Consider the following 16,762-nt stretch of genomic DNA (forward strand, 5'->3'; position numbering starts at 1 on the left):
ATATCGCCAAGGACCGTCGCGCGAAACGCTGGCGATTGCCCGCGCAAATACGCGTTGATCATCGCGGCGAAGGCACGGTTGCGATGTTTGCTTTGAAGTTGGCCGTTTTCACGGATGGACAGATTAAGCTGCGCATATTGCAGCCACAGATCAGCCGAGCCGGTTTTGGCAATCGCGCCACCCGCCCATCGCATCGCGCTTTCAAACTGTCCGTTGGCGCGGCGGTCGGCAATTGCGTTAATCATCTCGTCCACAGTCCAAGGACCAGAGGCGTGCAACCTGCCGATGCGGGCCGCCAGATCATAGGCCCGCGCGATATCGTTGCTATTTAGGAACGACAGCTCGGCGCGGCGGGTTTCAGCGGCGGCTTTGATATCCGCGCGCGCTTCAAACACCTCGGCCGAGGTTGCGCCCTCAAAAGCATCGCGCTGGTCGACTCCGGTTTTTGGAAAGCAGGCATTTTTGGCGTTGTTGAACGTAAAGGCCTGACAGGTGTCGTTGGCCAGGCAGGCGTTGATACAGGCCTCATATGTCGTATCAAACATTGGCGTGAGATCCGCGCCAAAAAAGTCAGTGTCCGGGCTGACAACAACCCAGCGATCGGGGATCAATTGCTCTTGCGCCTGTACCGATGTGGCCAGCGCCAAAACTGCTAGTATTTTTCCAAAAAACTGCATTGTACCCTCCGCTTAATGGCCGCAGGGTCGCATGGCAGCGCGAGTCGATCAACTCGGCTAATCGTGACGTTTAGGTTTCAGGGTAGTCGCGCAAGAATACCCATTTATCGCCTTCGGACATGTCCGGCTCGAATTTATAGCCACCCAGATCAAAGTCTTTGATCTGTTCCGCCTCGGTCAGGCGGTTCTGAATCATAAAGCGCGCCATAGAACCGCGGGCTTTTTTGGCGAAAAAGCTGACGATCTTGGGTTTGCCTGCCTTCAGTTCCATAAAGACCGGCGTGACCACCCGCAGTTTCAGCGATTTCGGGTCGACTGCGCCGAAATACTCTTGGCTGGCACAATTGATCAGCGTGTCTGTGCCGATGTCGTCGGCCTGCGCGTTCAATTTCTTAGAGATCGTATCGCGCCAGAATTCGTACAGGTTCTTGCCGCGGCGCGTGGACAGGCGGCTGCCCATCTCGAGACGATAGGGCTGAATGGCGTCAAGCGGACGCAACAGACCATAAAGACCTGAAAGAATACGCAGGTGATCCTGCGCCCAAGCGACCTCGTCTTGGTCCAGCGACTTGGCTTCCAGCCCGATATAGGTGTCACCGGCAAAGGCATAGACGGCGGGGCGGGTCAGGTCGTCCGTCGGTTCAGCCTGAAACGCCTTGAACCGGTCTCGGTTCAGGCGCGCCAGATCTGGGCTGAGATCCATCAGCTTTTGTAGGTTCCCAAGCGTCAGATTGCGCGCGGTTTTGACGAGTTTGACCGCCTCATCCTGCAAGTCAGGCTGAGTGAGATCTACGTCCACTGGATCCCAATCAAGGCGTTTTGCAGGAGATGTCACAACAAGCATGGGCGGGCCTTTCTACGCGTTCACTCTGATTTAGGTCGCCGCTTGCAGAACGTCCAGAAAAGCTGCGCCGAAACGGTCGGCTTTTTTATCGCCAAGCAATCTTTTGATAGCGATTTCGTCCTGCGGCTTGCTTTGCGCGATCTTGGCCAGAAGCGAGGCGGAACAGCTTAGGGGTTTGTCGATGCCATCGGGGCCGCGTGCAAGGTCGGCCTGAACTTCGAGCAGCCGATCATATAAGGACCCTTCGTTGCGCCCGGCCAGTTTGCGGCGGCTAGGATGAAGCGCCTCTGCCTCGCCCGTGATGACAGTCAGGAAATCGTCGCCGTATTTCTCAAGCTTTTTCGCGCCAATACCGCCAATGCCCGCCATCTGATCCAGATTTAGCGGCCGTTTTTCAGCCATTTCGATCAAGGTGCGATCGTTAAAGATGATATAGGCCGGCACTTTGGCGGCTTCGGCCAAAGCACGCCGTTTCGCTTTTAGGGCCGACAAGAGCGGCGCATCTTCTTCGCTGACCAAAGCTTTGACACGTGGGCCTTTGTTGGCCTTGCGGATCGTGTCGCGGCGCAGATTGATCGAGGCCTCGCCTTTCAGAATGGGCAACGCGTCATCCGTCATCCGCAGGGCGCCGTGACGGTCAGGATCGGGGCGGACCAGGTCATGCCCCATCATCTGACGGAACACGGCCTGCCACTGGCGTTTGTCATATTCGCGCCCGACGCCGAATGTGGGCAGAGCGTCGTGACCTTTCTGGCGCATCCGTTCGGTGTCGTTGCCAAGCAGTACGTCTATCAGATGGCCTGTCCCAAACCACTCCCCCGTGCGCAGGATCGCCGAAAGCGCCTTGCGTACGGCTTCGGTGCCGTCGAAAACGTCGGCAGGTTGATCGCAGAGATCGCATTTTCCGCAGGTCACTTCGGTTTCGCCGAAGTACCCCAACAGCTTGCTGCGACGACATTCCAGCGCTTCGGCCAGACCCAGCAGCGCATTCAGGCGGCCGTGATCCGCCGCGCGCCGTTCGGAGGGCGCAAGGCCTTCGTCAATCTGCGAGCGGCGCAGGCGAATATCCTCGGGGCCAAACAGGGTCAGCGTTTCCGCAGGCGCGCCATCGCGTCCGGCGCGTCCGATTTCCTGATAGTAGGCTTCGATCGACTTCGGCAGATCGGCATGCGCCACCCAGCGGATGTCGGGCTTGTCGATCCCCATGCCAAAGGCGACGGTGGCCACAACAATCAGCCCGTCCTCACGCTGAAACCGCGTTTCGACAAAACGGCGGTCCTCGGGATCCATGCCACCGTGATAGTGCAGCGCATTGTGGCCCGCATCCCGCAGGCCCTGCGCCAGGTTCTCGGTCTTGGCGCGGGTGCCACAATAGACGATGCCAGATTGTCCCTGCCGCGCCCCTGCGAAATCCAGAATCTGTTTGCGCGGGCTGTCTTTGGCGGCGAAGGCCAGATGGATATTGGGGCGATCAAACCCGTGCAGAAAGGTGGCCGGTGCCGCGCCATCAAACAGGCGGGTTACAATTTCCTCGCGGGTTTCCGCATCGGCGGTGGCGGTGAACGCCGCGATGGGAACATTCAGCGTGCGGCGCAATTCGCCAATACGCAGATAGTCGGGCCGGAAGTCGTGCCCCCATTGGCTGACGCAATGGGCTTCGTCGACGGCAATCAGCGACACCCCGATCCGGCGCAACATGCCGATGGCCGCGCCAGAGGCCAGCCGTTCAGGCGCAATATAAAGCAGTTTGAGGCGACCGGCCTCAATCGCGTCCCAAACTTCTTGGGTTTCCTCATCCGTATTGCCAGAGGTCAGCGCCCCTGCTTCGACGCCTGCTTCACGAAGGGCGCGCACCTGATCGCGCATCAGGGCAATCAGCGGTGAAATAACAACGGTGATCCCGTCGCGCACCAAGGCTGGCAATTGATAACACAGCGATTTTCCACCGCCTGTGGGCATGATCGCCAGAACGTTTTGCCCCGCAACAACGGCGTTCACGATATCCTCTTGGCCGGGCCGAAACCCGTCAAATCCGAAAATATCGCGCAACAACGTGTCGGCGGGCATGGGGAATTCCTGTAAGTGGCGTTGATCTGCTCTTACAGGAAATGAATCATATCGCGGTTAACGCGGCAAGGCCTGCTTGGGGTCTAAAATAAGATTGCAGGCAAAATATAGTCGCGCAGAGATATCACGATTATAAAGGCAACCAGAGGTGCCAGATCCAGCGGATTGGTATTTGGCAAAATGTTGCGAATGGGCGTGTAGATCGGCTCGAGCAGGCGATTGAGGCCATACCAAAGCTGCGCCACGAATTGTTGGCCCAGATTAAGAACGTTGAAGTTGATCAGCCAGCTCATGATGATGTGGACGATCATAATAAAGAACACCACATCCAAGATCAGCCGCAAAGGCCCGTAGATCGCCATCATTTGTCTAGCTTCCTTCTTTTTCGTTCAACACACTTAGGCGTCGCGACGTCAATTCGCAAGATGCGTTGACCCGCGTCTTTACACGCTCCACATGAGCGCAAAGGAGTTCTCCAATGTACCCGTGGATTCGTTTAATCTCTCAGTATCGCTCGGCCAGTCGCATGTCCAAGATTGCTTGGCACGACACGCATATTTCGCACACGCGGTGCTGGCCCTGGGATCTGGACCCCTGGAACGAGTTGAACAACGGCCGGGCGCTGACCTTTTTTGACCTCGGACGTGTGGGCTGGACCGCGCGCATGGATGTGGCGGATGTTATGCGTGAACACCAATGGGGCATGGCTGTTGCGGGCAGCACTGTGCGGTATCGGCGTCGTGTGAAACTGTTCAACCGGCTTGAGATGCGGACGCGAATTGTGGGGTGGGACGACAAGTTTTTCTACTATGAGCAATCCACGTGGAAACGTGACGGCGAATGCGCCTATCACGCGGTCATTCGGGCCGCTTTGACCAGTCGCGCGGGTCTGGTGCCGCCAGCCAAGCTGGTCAATGCGCTGGATCGCGGGATCGTACAGCCCGAAATGCCCAAGTGGATCCAACAATGGGCCAAAGCCGAAGAGCTGCGCCCGTGGCCGCCAATGTCTGACGATGTGACGCCAAATGCCCTAGAGGCAGCCTAGGAAACGGTTGCGCGCGCAAGCATTTCGCGAGACAGTCCCCTGAACAGGGGGACAAAAAATGACCGACAAAACCTTAAAGCGTCGCGTTTGGGGCTGGATGATGTTCGATTGGGCATCGCAACCATTTTATACGCTTTTGTTGACGTTCATCTTTGGACCCTATTTCGCAGCGGTTGCCACGGAATTTTACATGTCCGGCGGCATGGAAGAGGCGCTTGCCGATGCTCAGGCGCAGGCCGTCTGGTCGGCTATGCTGGCTTATGTCGGTCTTGCGATTGCCGTGACCGCGCCGGTACTGGGCGCGATCGCGGATCAGTCCGGCAGTCGCATCAGCTGGATGTATGTCTTCTCGGCCTTTTATGTGGCGTCCACCTATGCGCTTTGGTGGATGCTGCCTGATGGCTCAAATATGATGATCACCCTGATCGCCTTCGGCATCGGCATGATGGCGGCAGAGTATGCCTTGGTCTTTATCAACTCGATGCTGACGTCCCTTGGGCCGGATGAAGAGGTCGGCAAAGTGTCTGGCAGCGGATTTGCGCTGGGCTATGCCGGTGGTGTTGTCGCTTTGCTGATTATGCTGCTGCTGTTTGCAGAGGGCGACAATGGCAAGACCTTGATTGGCTTGGATCCGGTTCTGGGCCTGAACGCCGAGACCCGCGAAGGGACGCGCGCTGTAGGGCCGTTCACGGCGATTTGGTATGTTGTTTTCATGATCCCTTTCTTCGCCTGGGTTAAAGAAGCACCCGCGGCGAAAGTCAGCGGCGGGGTGGGGTCTGCGTTGAAAGGTTTGATGCAGTCGATCAAATCCGTCGCGAAACGCCCAAGCCTTGCCTCTTATCTGGCGTCTTCGATGTTCTATCGCGACGCGCTGAATGCGCTTTATGGCTTTGGCGGAGTCTATGCGGTTCTGGTGTTGGACTGGTCGATCACGCTGCTTGGGGTCTTTGGCATTCTGGCGGCGATCTCTGCCGCTGTATTTACCTATATCGGCGGTCTCTGTGACAAACGGTTCGGCCCAAAACCCGTGATTTTGTTCAATATCTGGGCCTTGATCATCGTCTGTGTCGTCATTGTCGGCATGTCGCGCGAAAGCTTCTATGGCATTCCGTTGCCCGAAGGGTCCGGCCTGCCAGATCTGACCTTGATGGTGCTGGGCGCAATTATCGGCGCGTCGGGTGGCGCGGTTCAAGGCGCGTCTCGCACAATGATGGTCCGCCACGCCAACCCAGAGCGCCCGACCGAGGCTTTTGGCCTCTATGCGCTTTCCGGCAAAGCCACGGCCTTCCTCGCGCCCGCCCTGATCGGCGTGGTCACCTATGCGACCTCATCGGCGCGTTTGGGCCTGTCTCCGGTAATTGTTCTCTTCATTATTGCTCTGATCCTGCTACGCTGGGTGAAACCGGATGGGGATCGAGCAGAATGGGACGGCTCCTCAAAGGCCTAATTCTATGCGTTGCCCTTGCTGGGTGTGACTCAGGAGAGGATGGCGACACCCGAACGCACACCGCAACGCGGGTGGCGGAGGTGCCTGTGGAATGGCGCGACCGTCTGGCCAAACATCTTTTTGGAGCCATTCCCAATGGGTCTAATCAACCGGCGCAAGCCTTTGGCAGCTATGCCAAGGGCTGTCTGGCCGGAGGTGTCGAGCTGGCAGAGACCGGCCCGACCTGGCAGGCCATGCGGTTGTCGCGCAAGCGCAACTGGGGCCATCCCGATTTGGTCGACTACGTACAGGATCTTTCCCGCGTGGCGGCACGCCAGCCTGGGTGGAACGGCCTTTATGTGGGCGACATGAGCCAGCCGCGTGGTGGGCCAATGCTGTCGGGGCATCGCAGTCATCAGATGGGGTTGGATGTGGATATCTGGATGCGCCCCGCCGTCAATCTGCAGCTTTCCGCCAAGTCGCGCGAGAGTATCTCGTCGATTTCGATGCGCCGTGCGAGTGGGGCGTTCGTCAACGACAGCTGGAGCCGCGCCCATCACGAGATCATCAAAGCCGCAGCGCAAGATCCAAGAACCGCGCGGATCTTTGTGTTCCCGGGGGCCAAGGTTCGCATGTGTGATGATGAAACCGGTGACAAAGCCTGGTTGCACAAGGTGCGCCCGTGGTGGGGGCATCACTATCATTTCCATGTGCGCCTAAACTGCCCCGAAGGGGCGCCTGACTGTATGAACCAAGACGATCCGCCTAAAGGCGACGGCTGTCAGGATGCACGCGACTGGGTGGCTGATATCCTGAACCCGCCGCCCCCGGATCCGTCCAAGCCAAAACCAGCGCCGCGCAAAGAGCTTTTGCTGGCCGATTTGCCCAATCAATGTATCGGAGTGCTGCGGTCAGACTAGGCTGGTTTGTAATTATTGACCCACATACGACCGGAGTTTTCCGGCGCTAATTACGCTTTGAGCTGCAATTTTGCGCAATGAGCGTAACCACGGGTTAAAGCACTTTATCATGTGTGAAAAAACAGTAACGCCACATTATTTTGTTTTGACTTCTACGTTTTCTGTGGCACGCTTTCCTTACGCGAAACAACTCGAAAGGAGGTGCCCATTGTCTAGAGAAGTCATGGAGAAAGGTGTCGGAACAGTCCGGAAGGAGTGCAGCTGAGGCAGCCCTTGGCTGAATGAACATCGGATTGGTCGCTGCCTAACCGGCGCACCTCCCTACATCTCGAAGGGCTTTTCCACGCGGGGAGAAGCCCTTTTCGTTTGCCTGTTTTCATCTGGCCGGAAAGTGCTCAGAATAGAGCAATGTTGCGAGTGAACGACGAAATAACACTTGAGGACTGGGAAATCACAGAACAGTTCATTCGGGCTTCGGGGCCGGGTGGGCAGAATGTGAACAAGGTCTCCTCTGCCGTAGAGCTAAGGTTCGAAGCGGCGCGCTCTCCGAATTTGCCGCCGCAGGTGAAGTCTCGCCTGAAACGGCTGGCAGGGCGTCGGTGGACCAAAGACGGCGCGCTTATTTTGCAGTGTGATGAAACGCGCAGTCAGGTGCGCAACCGTGAGATCGTGCGCGAACGGCTGGTGGCTTTGATCGAAAAGGCTTTGGTAGCGCCAAAACGCCGGATCAAGACCAAACCAACCTATGGATCCCAGCAAAGGCGTCTGAAGGCCAAGAAAGTGCGTGGAGAAGTCAAGGCCCTGCGCGGCAAGGTCGGGGATGACTAGCGCAGCTTCAGGCTGATTTCCCGCGCCAAAGAATGAAGAGACCGGACAGGACAATCAGAACCGATCCGAAAATCATCTGCTGTGTCAAAGCTTCGCCAAAAACAAAGAGCCCAAGCGCCAGTCCAAAGAGCAGCCGGCTGTAGCGAAATGGCGTCACGGCCGAGACCTCTCCCGTGCGCATGGCGCGCATCAGGGCGGTATAGGCGATGACACCGACACCGCAGGCGGCGGCCATGATCAGCCCCGTTTCAAGCGTGATTGGCACGAAAGGCTTGGCCTCAAACACCGCAAAAAGCGCGCCCGCGGCGATGAGAGCAAAGAAGCCGTAAAGCCCGAGGATGGCGGTGCTGAGATTTGCGGGGGCTGCGCGGCTAGCAAGATCTCGTCCTGCAAATCCCAACATGCCGAGGACTGCGAGGATCGAAAGCGGCGTGAAACTGTTGCTGCCCGGTTGGATGATGATCACCACGCCAGCCAGTCCCAGAAAAATAGCGGCCCAGCGGCGCCAGCCGACGGTTTCGCCAAACAGCACAGCGGCTGCACCCACCACTACAAGCGGCGTCGCCTGCAGGATCACTGTGGTGGACGACAGCGGCGTCAGCACGAACGCCAGCGTGTAAAACAAGCGGCCAAAAACCTCAAAGACCGCGCGGATCAGCATGGGGCGCGACGTGACATCTTTGGGCGCTAAAGGGCTGCCTTCGCGTCGCGCAAGGGCCGCAAATATCAAAGCCCCGCCGCCGCCAAACAGAATCAATACCTGACTGACAGGCACTGTGGATGCGACGGCTTTCAGCAGGGCGTCTTCGATCGCGAAGAGCGCCATGGCCGCGATCATCCAGATGCTGCCTACAAGATTTGCGCGTTGTGAGGTCATGTTTGCCTAAAGAACTTTGATAACGGCTTTGTCGATGCCCAGCATATAGCCGCGCCGCGCGATGTTTTTGACCAGAAGCTCGCTTACCATCTGATTGCCCAGAGCATCGCGCAACCGTTTGATTCGCGTCGCGCCTGCGGCCTCTTCGCAGTCTGCCTGAGGTTTGCCTGAAATGATCGACTCTAGCTCGATGCCGGACAGCACGTCGTCATCCATGCGCGCTTCAGCCAGAATCGATAGCGTTTCAAGCGCTGCATCGGTGAGTTTAAAGCCCATATTGTTCAGATAGACTTTCTTCTCGTCGCGGCTGATCAGCAGCGAATTCACCTGAATCCCTGATTTTTCGATCTGCGCCATGCGACGGTTCATGGTGATGAGCATGACCAGAAACACCAGGGCTGCAATCATCATGCCGGTGGCAAAGATCAGCAGAACGAAAATCACCATGCGATAGCTGGACAGAATCGCGGCAAAGGCCGTGCCGGATTGCGCCAGAATTTCCAGAAGCTTCAGCTCTGCCTGTTTGGTCAGATCGTCATTTTCAACAAACAGCTGTTCTACGCGCATGTTGAACGCATTGGCGTCTGGCAGGGTCAGCAGCAACACGATACCAGCCCCCGCCAGGATCAACACGATCGCGATGATCCCAAAGGTGACGACTCGACCGCCGATCTGGCGTGCTTCAATAGCGGAGGTAGAACTGTCCTGCATCGCTTTGTCTCTCCTGAAGTCCGGATGAGTTAAAGACTGACAGAACATTAAGCAAAACCCAACCACCCTGTGTCAAACGCAGCCGCAATTCTGCGGTCGCATTTGCTTTTGAGCAGTCACCACGAATTTCCGCGACCCCATAGTGGAGCTTCAGAGGGTTATCCTGCTTGGCTTTATAGTCCGCGAAACACGCGGCGTGGGCCGGAGAGGAAAGGGCCAGCGTGGCGGCCGTTAGACATATGAGAGCAGTGGTTTTCATAGCGTTTACAATGGGTGAAGCGGCCTTGTTATTCAATATCAAGACCGCAAATCGCGCGTGTTATCCGATATCATTGTGCTGTTATTGCCTGACTTTCGGGGGTCGGGCCAGTGTCGGCTTATCAGGTCGCAACCCTCTGCTCACCGCGGCCACTCAGATTGAAAAACACGTAAAGACCCTCGAAAGGAAATCCTCATGTCCCGCAAGTTTATCTCTTCTATCTTGATTGCAGCCGTAGCCGCGACAGGCCTGTCTTTCTCTGCAGCCCCCGCACAGGCAAACGACGATCTGGCGAAGTTCCTCGTTGGCGCAACCGCGCTGATCATCATCGGCAAAGCGCTGTCTGACAACAATAACGGCAACGTAAGCGTGTCCACCAACCCGCCAAAAGTTCACAAGCCGCGCCGCAAGGCTCTGACAGCCGCCTGCATCCGTCGCCACAATACATACAGCGGCAAAGTAAAAGTGTTCGGCCAGAAATGTCTGCAAAAGCACTACCGCCACGCTGACAGCCTGCCACGTCACTGCAAAGTGCGTCTGGCAACAACCAAAGGCACCAAGCGCGGTTACTCGATCCCATGCCTGCGTAACGAAGGCTACTACATCGTGAGCAGCAAATAAGGTTTCACAGGCACCGGGGGCGGTCCCTTGCATCCCCACGCAATGCCCCCGATCAAAACCGGCGCCCCTCGGCGCCGGTTTTTTTGTTGCGCTTCCCAGATGGATTGGTTTTCAAGAGACCTATGAGCTTACCGGATTACAATCTTGAAAACCTGGCCATCCTGCGCGGCGCGACTGTTGTGGCGGGGGTGGACGAAGTTGGGCGCGGCCCGCTGGCAGGCCCGGTCATGGCCGCTGCAGTGATTCTGCATCCTGATCGTATTCCTGAAGGTCTGAATGACTCTAAAAAGCTCTCGCACAAAAGACGCGCGGCCCTCTACGATCAGATCCTCGACGTCGCAGACGTGGGGTTTGGCGAGGCGTCGGTCGAAGAGATCGACGAGATCAATATTCTGCAAGCCAGCCATCTGGCCATGGTGCGCGCGGTTCAGAACCTGTCTGGCCGGCCGGATTATGTGCTGGTGGACGGCAAAATGATCCCAAAGGGTCTGAACATCCGCGCCGAAGGTGTGGTGAAGGGAGACACAAAAAGTGTTTCAATTTCAGCGGCTTCAATTGTGGCGAAAATAAGGCGCGACCGTTTGATGGAGTCTTTGGCGCAACAGTTTCCCGGATATGGCTGGGAAAGAAACATGGGCTATCCCACGAAAGAGCACAAAAATGCCCTCGCCAGCCTGGGGATAACCCCACATCATAGGCATTCATTTAAGCCGATACACAATATCTAGTATCAAGCAAAAAACCTAACCTGCTGATTCAAAAAAGAAATTGACGCGGACTCCGTCATGACTCATCCTGTGGATAACCAAAGAGCGCAAAAGCGCCGGTTATATTGAGGCAAGACATGACGAATAAACCCAAAGCACGGGGCGCTTCTGCGTCCGCGTTGGATGCTGTGTTAAACACGATCCAATCCGGAGACTGCATCGATGTGATGAACAGTCTTCCAGAAAACTCTGTTGATCTCATCTTCGCAGATCCTCCCTATAATTTGCAGCTGAAGGGTGACTTGCACCGCCCCGACAATTCCAAAGTGGACGCCGTGGACGACCATTGGGATCAGTTCGACAGCTTTGCGGTCTATGACCGGTTCACACGCGACTGGCTGTCAGCGGCTCGCCGGATTCTTAAACCGAATGGCGCGATCTGGGTGATCGGCTCGTATCACAACGTGTTCCGCATGGGCGCAGAGTTGCAGAACCAAGGGTTCTGGATCCTGAACGATGTGGTCTGGCGCAAGTCCAACCCGATGCCGAATTTCCGCGGCAAGCGTTTGACCAATGCCCACGAGACCCTGATCTGGGCCTCGAAATCCGAAACCGCAAAGCCAACCTTCAACTACGAAGCGCTTAAGGCGTTGAACGAAGGTGTTCAGATGCGCTCTGATTGGGTGCTGCCGATCTGCACCGGACATGAGCGCCTGAAGGATGAGAACGGCGACAAGGCCCACCCAACGCAGAAACCGGAAAGCCTTTTGCATCGGGTTCTGATTGGAACGACCAACCCAGGTGATGTTGTGCTGGATCCATTCTTTGGCACAGGAACCACTGGGGCTGTCGCAAAGATGCTGGGCCGCAATTTCATCGGCATCGAACGCGAAGAGGCCTATCGTAAGGTTGCTACCAAACGCATCAAGAACGTGCGCAAGCTGGACAACGAAGCGCTTGAAGTCTCGCAAAGCAAGCGCGCGCAACCGCGTGTGCCTTTTGGCCAGCTGGTCGAGCGCGGCATGCTGCGTCCGGGCGAAGAGCTGTATTCTCTGAACGGTCGTCACACAGCCAAGGTGCGCGCAGACGGCACGCTGGTTGGCAGCAAAGACAACAAAGGCTCGATCCATCAGGTCGGCGCGGCCTTTGAAGGTGCGCCAAGCTGCAATGGCTGGACCTATTGGGCCTATAAGTCAGACGGCAAAAAACTTCCGATCGACAACCTGCGTCAGCAAATCCGCGCAGAGATGTAGGACAGATTTCAAGATCCGGTGGGTACACATCGGAAAAGAATGTACCGCCAGTGTCAAAGGGCCCTAGGCCCCAGGCACGGACGCCTTAGCCCCGCCTTTTGGCGGGGTTTTTTTATGCAGGGATTTTGAGTTTTACCAATTAACGCGGCTTTGGATTGGTCGCTTTGTTATAGGGCTGCCAATCCTCGATCTCTGGATAGAACTGCGCCCGCCAAGCCCGCACGCGCGGGTTCATAATGCGCCGCCAGAGGGGCGGGATCATCGCGGCCATCGTCATGACCGGATAGCCAAACGGCAACTGAGGCGCTTCGTCCTGGGAATAGTTCTGCAACAACGGGAAACGACGGTCGGGTTTGTAGTGGTGATCGGAATGGCGCTGCAGGTTGATCAGCAACCAGTTCGACGCCTTATGCGCAGCGTTCCAGCTGTGGCGCGGTTTGACGTGCTCGTATTTTCCGTCCCCCAGATAGGCACGGGTCAGCCCATAGTGCTCGATGTAGTTCACAAGCTCTAGCTGCCAGATGGCAATCCAGGCCTGCCACAGGAACAGGGCAACACCCAGCCAGCCCGCCAGCCAAAAGGCCAGCCCCAGCGCGAGGGTTTGCAGGATCAGATAGCGCCAAAAAGGATTGCGTGCGTTCCAGACGGGCGCAGATTTGCGTGCAAGCATCGCCTTTTCCGCGCTCCAGGCCGATCGCAGGGTTTTCCAGATCACGCGCGGAAAGAACCGGTGAAACCCTTGGTTATAGCGCGCGGTCACAGGGTCGCGGGGCGTGGCGACATAGCGGTGATGCACAAGCAGGTGCTCGGACCTGAAATGAGAATAAAGCACCATGGCCAAGAGGATATCCCCAAGCCAGCGCTCCCATGCAGGTTTCTGGTGCATCAGCTCGTGGGAATAGTTGATTCCAACGGTGCCCGTCAGTACGCCCACCCCAAAGAAAAGCGCGATGGTTTCCCAGCGCGTCAGGTAATCGGTCGCGGCGACATAGGCCAGCAAGCCAAACAGCGTGATCGCCTGCAATGCGGGCCAAAGCAGCGTAATCAGCCGGTACCAAAACAGGGCCGACTCATCGGTATTTGGATCGGCGTTTTCCAGATAGAGGCCGGTGAAGCTATCTAACAGTGCAAACAGATACCACGTCGCAAGTGGCACCGCGAACAACCACCAGCCGCCGTTAATGGCTCCCAGCCAGCACAATGGGATCAAGAGAAGCGATGACCAGAATGGCAGGGCATCTCGGAGTCTGCTCAGGGGCGCCTTTTGGATCATAACCGTGATCTCTCATGAACTGCGGAACGTGCCAACTATGGCGAGCCGCTTTGATCAAGGCAATGACTCATCCGTCCTTGGTCAGATTGAAGGCTTTGCGAAAGACGGTCGGCAAGTCCGAGGGGCGAAATTCGGCCAATTCGACAAATTCGCCCTGCTTTGGGGTCCTGTCCATCGGCACCAGGGACGTTTTAACCGTGAGCCTAAGGTGAAAATGCGTGAAGGTGTGGCGGGCTTCGGTGGGCAGGTCTTTCCACTCGGCGCGGATCGGCTGGGGATGCTCTGCAACTGCGCCTTCCGTCCAGTCCGAGCCGGGCCATCCCAGCATTCCGCCCAACAGCCCTTTTTCCGGGCGACGTTCCAGCAGATAGGCGCCATCGACACGGCGAGCGATATAGACGGTGCCGAACCGGATCGGCTTGGGCTTTTTGGGAGTCTTCTTGGGCAGCTCGGCGGCGGTGCCTTCGACACGTGCACGACAGGCGCTGCGCCAGGGACAAATGCCGCAAGCGGGGTTCTTGGGTGTGCAGATCGTCGCGCCCAGATCCATGACGGCCTGCGCGTAATCACCGGGCCGTTGGCTGGGGGTTAGCCCGGCGGCATAGTCTGTAAGCTCGGGTTTTGCGGCGGGTAGGGGGGTGTGACAGTCGTAAATACGCGCCATCACACGCTCGACGTTGCCGTCCAGAACCGTGGCCTGACGATCAAAGGCGATCGAGGCAACTGCGGCAGCGGTATAGGGGCCGATCCCCGGCAAGCTGCGCAGGCCCTCTTCGGTGTCAGGAAAGACGCCGTCCATGTCCTGCGTCACCGTGCGGGCGCATTTCAGCAGGTTACGCGCGCGGGCATAATACCCAAGACCCGCCCATTCCCCCATGACGTCTTCGTCGCGCGCATTGGCCAAATCCGTAACCGTTGGCCAGCGCGTGGTGAAACGCAGGAAATACTCTTTGACCGCCGCAACCGTGGTTTGCTGCAGCATGATTTCGGACATCCAGATTCGGTAAGGGTCAGGCACTATGCCTGCTTTTCGATCAGCTGGCCCCACACGCCACGGCATTTTTCGGGCGTGACGGTCGTACCACTCCAAGAGATCCGCTGCTTTTGGCTGGTCACGCAACTGTTATTCCCTCAGTATGCTGCTGGCGCTGGCCTATCTGGCCCGTGGCACTAAGATAGCGCCAGCACGAAACATGCAAGGGGTCTCATGCAGAGACGGTCTCGAAAAGGCTTTCAACGCACGTCGTCGCTGTTGCGGGATCGAATCCGCAAAGCGGGCGAGACCCGTGGCTTCGCCGTCACGCGCGTTTTGACTCATTGGGCCGAGATCGTCGGGCAGGATATGGCGTCGATCTGTAAACCTGTGGATGTCAAATACGGACGCCAAGGGTTCGGAGCGACTCTGACAGTGCTGACCACCGGGGCGCAGGCTCCGATGCTTGAAATGCAGAAAGAAAAACTGCGCGAGAAAGTGAACGCGGCCTATGGCTATAACGCCATTACGCAAATGCGCATCACGCAAACCGCGCCGGTCGGGTTTTCCGAGGGTCAGGCACTTTTTACGGCCCAACCAAAACCTGCCGAGAAGCGCATAGATCCGGAAACCCAAAGAGAGGCCAAGACGATGGCTGCTCCGGTGGGTGACCAAGATTTACGTCAGGCGCTGGAGCGTTTGGCAAATAACGTCCTATCAAAAGAAAAATCCAAGGGTAGACCTGAATGAACCGTATGATTCCTTTGGCGATAGTTGTCGCCGCTCTTATCGCCGCCGGTGCGTATTTCCTGATGCAGGGCAACGTGACCGAAGTTGAGGTCACTCAGATCGAGACACCCACCGCCCCTGAAACGGCCGACGCGGGCAGTTCGACTATTCCCGACATGGTTCTGGGCGATGCGAATGCACCGATCACCATGATCGAATATGCGTCCTACACATGCCCGCACTGTGGGTCGTTCCACCAGAACACCTATCCGCAACTGAAAGCCGACTTCATCGACACCGGAAAAGTGAAGTTCGTCTTCCGCGAAGTCTATTTTGATCGCTTCGGCCTGTGGGCTTCGATGATTGCGCGTTGTGGCGGGCAAGAGCGGTTCTTTGGCATCACGGATCTGATGTTCAAAACTCAGGCAGAGTGGACCCGCGCTGGTGAGCCAGTGGCGATTGCCGATGAGCTGCGCAAAATTGGTCGGATCGCTGGCTTGAACGACGAAGAGCTGAATGCTTGCCTTCAGGACGAAGCCCAAGCGCAGGAACTGGTCGAGTGGTCTCAGACCAACGCGGCCCGCGACGATGTCAACGCGACGCCGTCATTCATCATCAACGGCAAGAAATACAGCAACATGAGCTATGCAGAAATGAAAGATCTGCTGGACGGCCTGCTGTAATCTGCCCGACATCACACAATGCGAAACGCCCGGGTCTGTCCCGGGCGTTTTTATGTCAGCAGTCGGTTCAGAACCGCGTCAATCGGCGTCCAGTCCTCGATTTGCAATCGCACAGGCAGCGTCAGAACCTTTGATCGATAAGCGGCAGGCAGGCGCACAGCGTCTTTTTCCGTCGTGACCAGCTGCGCGCCCAGACGCGCCGCGTCAGCGTCCATGCGTTGCAATAGGGCGGTAGTGAGCGGTTGGTGGTCGTCCAGAGCATGAGTCTGCAGAACCTTGGCCCCTTGCGCGCGCAGGGTGGCGAAGAACTTTTCAGGATACCCGATGCCGGCAAAGGCCAGGAATGGCGTTTCTGTCCAGTCCATCCCCGTCGGCAGCGGGGTCAGAACGGCTTTGGCATGGGGTAAGGACACTTGGCGCGCCCAGATCGTGTCAAATCTGGACTGGGCCGCACTATCGCCTATGGTTAACAGCAGATCGCCCCGCCCCAACCCCTGTGCAACCGGCTCGCGCAACGGGCCTGCGGGAATGCATCGCCCGTTGCCAAAGCCGCGCTGGGCGTCTGCAACGATGATCGAGGCGTCCTTGTGCAAGGCCGGGTTCTGAAAGCCGTCGTCCATCAGAATGACGTCAGCCCCGGCCTCCTGTGCCGCCTTTGCCGCCTGTGTCCGGTCGGCGCAGACCCACGTCGAAGCAAAAGCCGCAAGCAGCATCGGTTCGTCCCCGACCATAGCTGCGCTATGGGCACGCTCATCCACGCGCGTTAGCTCGGTTGTAGAACCGCCATAGCCGCGCGAGATCACATGCGGGGTCAGACCCTTGGCTTGCAGGTGCTGGATCAGCGCGATTGCCGTTGGTGTTTTGCCAGT

The 16,762-nt window shown here is 57.4% G+C and carries 18 protein-coding genes; 9 read left to right on the forward strand and 9 right to left on the reverse strand.

Annotated features, from left to right (window positions below; all coding sequences use genetic code 11):
* From ACEQWH_RS07525 to ACEQWH_RS07540, 4 genes are all read right to left on the reverse strand, one after another.
* The coding region (locus ACEQWH_RS07525; RefSeq protein WP_370229344.1) for a PAN/Apple domain-containing protein at positions 1-677 on the reverse strand (677 nt) is incomplete at its 3' end.
* A gap of 70 nt (positions 678-747) precedes the next feature.
* Positions 748-1,521, reverse strand: coding sequence for a peroxide stress protein YaaA (gene yaaA / locus ACEQWH_RS07530; protein WP_370229345.1), 774 nt, complete (start codon positions 1,519-1,521; stop codon positions 748-750).
* 30 nt (positions 1,522-1,551) lie between these two features.
* Entirely contained in the window at positions 1,552-3,588 is a 2,037-nt protein-coding gene (gene recQ, locus ACEQWH_RS07535; RefSeq protein ID WP_370229347.1) for a DNA helicase RecQ, read from the reverse strand.
* 83 nt (positions 3,589-3,671) lie between these two features.
* Positions 3,672-3,953 (reverse strand): YggT family protein, encoded by a 282-nt coding sequence (locus tag ACEQWH_RS07540; protein ID WP_370229348.1) that lies wholly within the window; start codon positions 3,951-3,953, stop codon positions 3,672-3,674.
* A 161-nt stretch (positions 3,954-4,114) separates the two neighbouring features.
* Between ACEQWH_RS07540 and ACEQWH_RS07545 the strand changes: the two genes are divergently transcribed.
* From ACEQWH_RS07545 to arfB, 4 genes are all read left to right on the forward strand, one after another.
* Entirely contained in the window at positions 4,115-4,633 is a 519-nt protein-coding gene (locus ACEQWH_RS07545) for an acyl-CoA thioesterase (protein WP_372521391.1), read from the forward strand.
* A gap of 58 nt (positions 4,634-4,691) precedes the next feature.
* Positions 4,692-6,080 carry an MFS transporter gene (locus ACEQWH_RS07550; protein ID WP_370229350.1) on the forward strand — a complete coding sequence of 463 codons (1,389 nt, stop codon included), beginning with the start codon at positions 4,692-4,694 and terminating at the stop codon, positions 6,078-6,080.
* Positions 6,056-6,979, forward strand: a complete 924-nt coding sequence (gene mepA / locus ACEQWH_RS07555; protein ID WP_370229352.1) for a penicillin-insensitive murein endopeptidase — start codon at positions 6,056-6,058, stop codon at positions 6,977-6,979. Before ACEQWH_RS07550 ends, mepA begins: the two co-directional genes overlap by 25 nt.
* 408 nt (positions 6,980-7,387) lie before the next feature.
* Positions 7,388-7,807, forward strand: coding sequence for an alternative ribosome rescue aminoacyl-tRNA hydrolase ArfB (arfB, locus tag ACEQWH_RS07560; protein ID WP_370229353.1), 420 nt, complete (start codon positions 7,388-7,390; stop codon positions 7,805-7,807).
* A gap of 7 nt (positions 7,808-7,814) precedes the next feature.
* On the opposite strand, the gene ACEQWH_RS07565 is transcribed toward arfB, so the two are convergent.
* Together ACEQWH_RS07565 and ACEQWH_RS07570 are read right to left on the reverse strand one after the other, a co-directional pair.
* A complete protein-coding gene (locus tag ACEQWH_RS07565; protein ID WP_370229355.1) occupies positions 7,815-8,684 on the reverse strand; it encodes a DMT family transporter in 870 nt (289 codons plus the stop codon).
* A 6-nt stretch (positions 8,685-8,690) separates the two neighbouring features.
* Positions 8,691-9,395, reverse strand: a complete 705-nt coding sequence (locus tag ACEQWH_RS07570; RefSeq protein WP_370229357.1) for a transcriptional regulator — start codon at positions 9,393-9,395, stop codon at positions 8,691-8,693.
* 454 nt (positions 9,396-9,849) lie between these two features.
* Between ACEQWH_RS07570 and ACEQWH_RS07575 the strand changes: the two genes are divergently transcribed.
* From ACEQWH_RS07575 to ACEQWH_RS07585, 3 genes are all read left to right on the forward strand, one after another.
* Positions 9,850-10,275: a hypothetical protein gene (locus tag ACEQWH_RS07575; protein ID WP_370229358.1), complete on the forward strand. Its 426-nt coding sequence runs from the start codon at positions 9,850-9,852 to the stop codon at positions 10,273-10,275.
* Between the two features lie 122 nt (positions 10,276-10,397).
* Positions 10,398-11,003 (forward strand): ribonuclease HII, encoded by a 606-nt coding sequence (locus ACEQWH_RS07580; protein ID WP_370229360.1) that lies wholly within the window; start codon positions 10,398-10,400, stop codon positions 11,001-11,003.
* A 116-nt stretch (positions 11,004-11,119) separates the two neighbouring features.
* On the forward strand, positions 11,120-12,235 hold the full coding sequence (locus tag ACEQWH_RS07585; RefSeq protein ID WP_370229362.1) for a site-specific DNA-methyltransferase: 1,116 nt from the start codon (positions 11,120-11,122) through the stop codon (positions 12,233-12,235).
* 139 nt (positions 12,236-12,374) lie between these two features.
* Here ACEQWH_RS07585 and ACEQWH_RS07590 read toward each other — a convergent pair whose 3' ends face one another.
* Complete coding sequence (locus ACEQWH_RS07590; RefSeq protein ID WP_370229364.1) at positions 12,375-13,508, reverse strand: alkane 1-monooxygenase; 1,134 nt, start codon at positions 13,506-13,508, stop codon at positions 12,375-12,377.
* Positions 13,509-13,575: 67 nt separating this feature from the next.
* Positions 13,576-14,628 (reverse strand): A/G-specific adenine glycosylase, encoded by a 1,053-nt coding sequence (gene mutY / locus ACEQWH_RS07595; protein ID WP_370229366.1) that lies wholly within the window; start codon positions 14,626-14,628, stop codon positions 13,576-13,578.
* Positions 14,629-14,715: 87 nt separating this feature from the next.
* Here mutY and ACEQWH_RS07600 point away from each other — a divergent pair, with 87 nt between their 5' ends.
* Positions 14,716-15,231, forward strand: a complete 516-nt coding sequence (locus ACEQWH_RS07600) for a DUF721 domain-containing protein (protein ID WP_370229368.1) — start codon at positions 14,716-14,718, stop codon at positions 15,229-15,231.
* Complete coding sequence (locus ACEQWH_RS07605; RefSeq protein ID WP_370229370.1) at positions 15,228-15,893, forward strand: DsbA family protein; 666 nt, start codon at positions 15,228-15,230, stop codon at positions 15,891-15,893. The genes ACEQWH_RS07600 and ACEQWH_RS07605 overlap by 4 nt, the downstream gene beginning before the upstream one ends.
* A 50-nt stretch (positions 15,894-15,943) precedes the next feature.
* Here the strand turns inward: ACEQWH_RS07605 and lpxK are convergent.
* Positions 15,944-16,762 (reverse strand): tetraacyldisaccharide 4'-kinase (lpxK, locus tag ACEQWH_RS07610; RefSeq protein ID WP_370229371.1); only part of this gene is annotated, 819 nt, incomplete at its 5' end.

Source organism: Cognatishimia sp., assembly GCF_964229375.1.
In the GTDB taxonomy this organism is placed as follows: Bacteria; Pseudomonadota; Alphaproteobacteria; order Rhodobacterales; family Rhodobacteraceae; genus Cognatishimia.

Excerpts from the sequence above, each read along its gene's own strand:
- ACEQWH_RS07570 (WP_370229357.1), bottom strand. The coding sequence starts at position 9,395 with ATGCAGGACAGTTCTACCTCCGCTATTGAAGCACGCCAGATCGGCGGT.
- ACEQWH_RS07580 (WP_370229360.1), top strand. The coding sequence starts at position 10,398 with ATGAGCTTACCGGATTACAATCTTGAAAACCTGGCCATCCTGCGCGGC.
- ACEQWH_RS07585 (WP_370229362.1), top strand. The coding sequence starts at position 11,120 with ATGACGAATAAACCCAAAGCACGGGGCGCTTCTGCGTCCGCGTTGGAT.
- ACEQWH_RS07540 (WP_370229348.1), bottom strand. The coding sequence starts at position 3,953 with ATGATGGCGATCTACGGGCCTTTGCGGCTGATCTTGGATGTGGTGTTC.
- ACEQWH_RS07605 (WP_370229370.1), top strand. The coding sequence starts at position 15,228 with ATGAACCGTATGATTCCTTTGGCGATAGTTGTCGCCGCTCTTATCGCC.
- ACEQWH_RS07600 (WP_370229368.1), top strand. The coding sequence starts at position 14,716 with ATGCAGAGACGGTCTCGAAAAGGCTTTCAACGCACGTCGTCGCTGTTG.
- ACEQWH_RS07565 (WP_370229355.1), bottom strand. The coding sequence starts at position 8,684 with ATGACCTCACAACGCGCAAATCTTGTAGGCAGCATCTGGATGATCGCG.
- arfB (WP_370229353.1), top strand. The coding sequence starts at position 7,388 with ATGTTGCGAGTGAACGACGAAATAACACTTGAGGACTGGGAAATCACA.
- mepA (WP_370229352.1), top strand. The coding sequence starts at position 6,056 with ATGGGACGGCTCCTCAAAGGCCTAATTCTATGCGTTGCCCTTGCTGGG.
- ACEQWH_RS07590 (WP_370229364.1), bottom strand. The coding sequence starts at position 13,508 with ATGATCCAAAAGGCGCCCCTGAGCAGACTCCGAGATGCCCTGCCATTC.
- ACEQWH_RS07550 (WP_370229350.1), top strand. The coding sequence starts at position 4,692 with ATGACCGACAAAACCTTAAAGCGTCGCGTTTGGGGCTGGATGATGTTC.
- ACEQWH_RS07545 (WP_372521391.1), top strand. The coding sequence starts at position 4,115 with ATGTCCAAGATTGCTTGGCACGACACGCATATTTCGCACACGCGGTGC.
- yaaA (WP_370229345.1), bottom strand. The coding sequence starts at position 1,521 with ATGCTTGTTGTGACATCTCCTGCAAAACGCCTTGATTGGGATCCAGTG.
- recQ (WP_370229347.1), bottom strand. The coding sequence starts at position 3,588 with ATGCCCGCCGACACGTTGTTGCGCGATATTTTCGGATTTGACGGGTTT.
- ACEQWH_RS07575 (WP_370229358.1), top strand. The coding sequence starts at position 9,850 with ATGTCCCGCAAGTTTATCTCTTCTATCTTGATTGCAGCCGTAGCCGCG.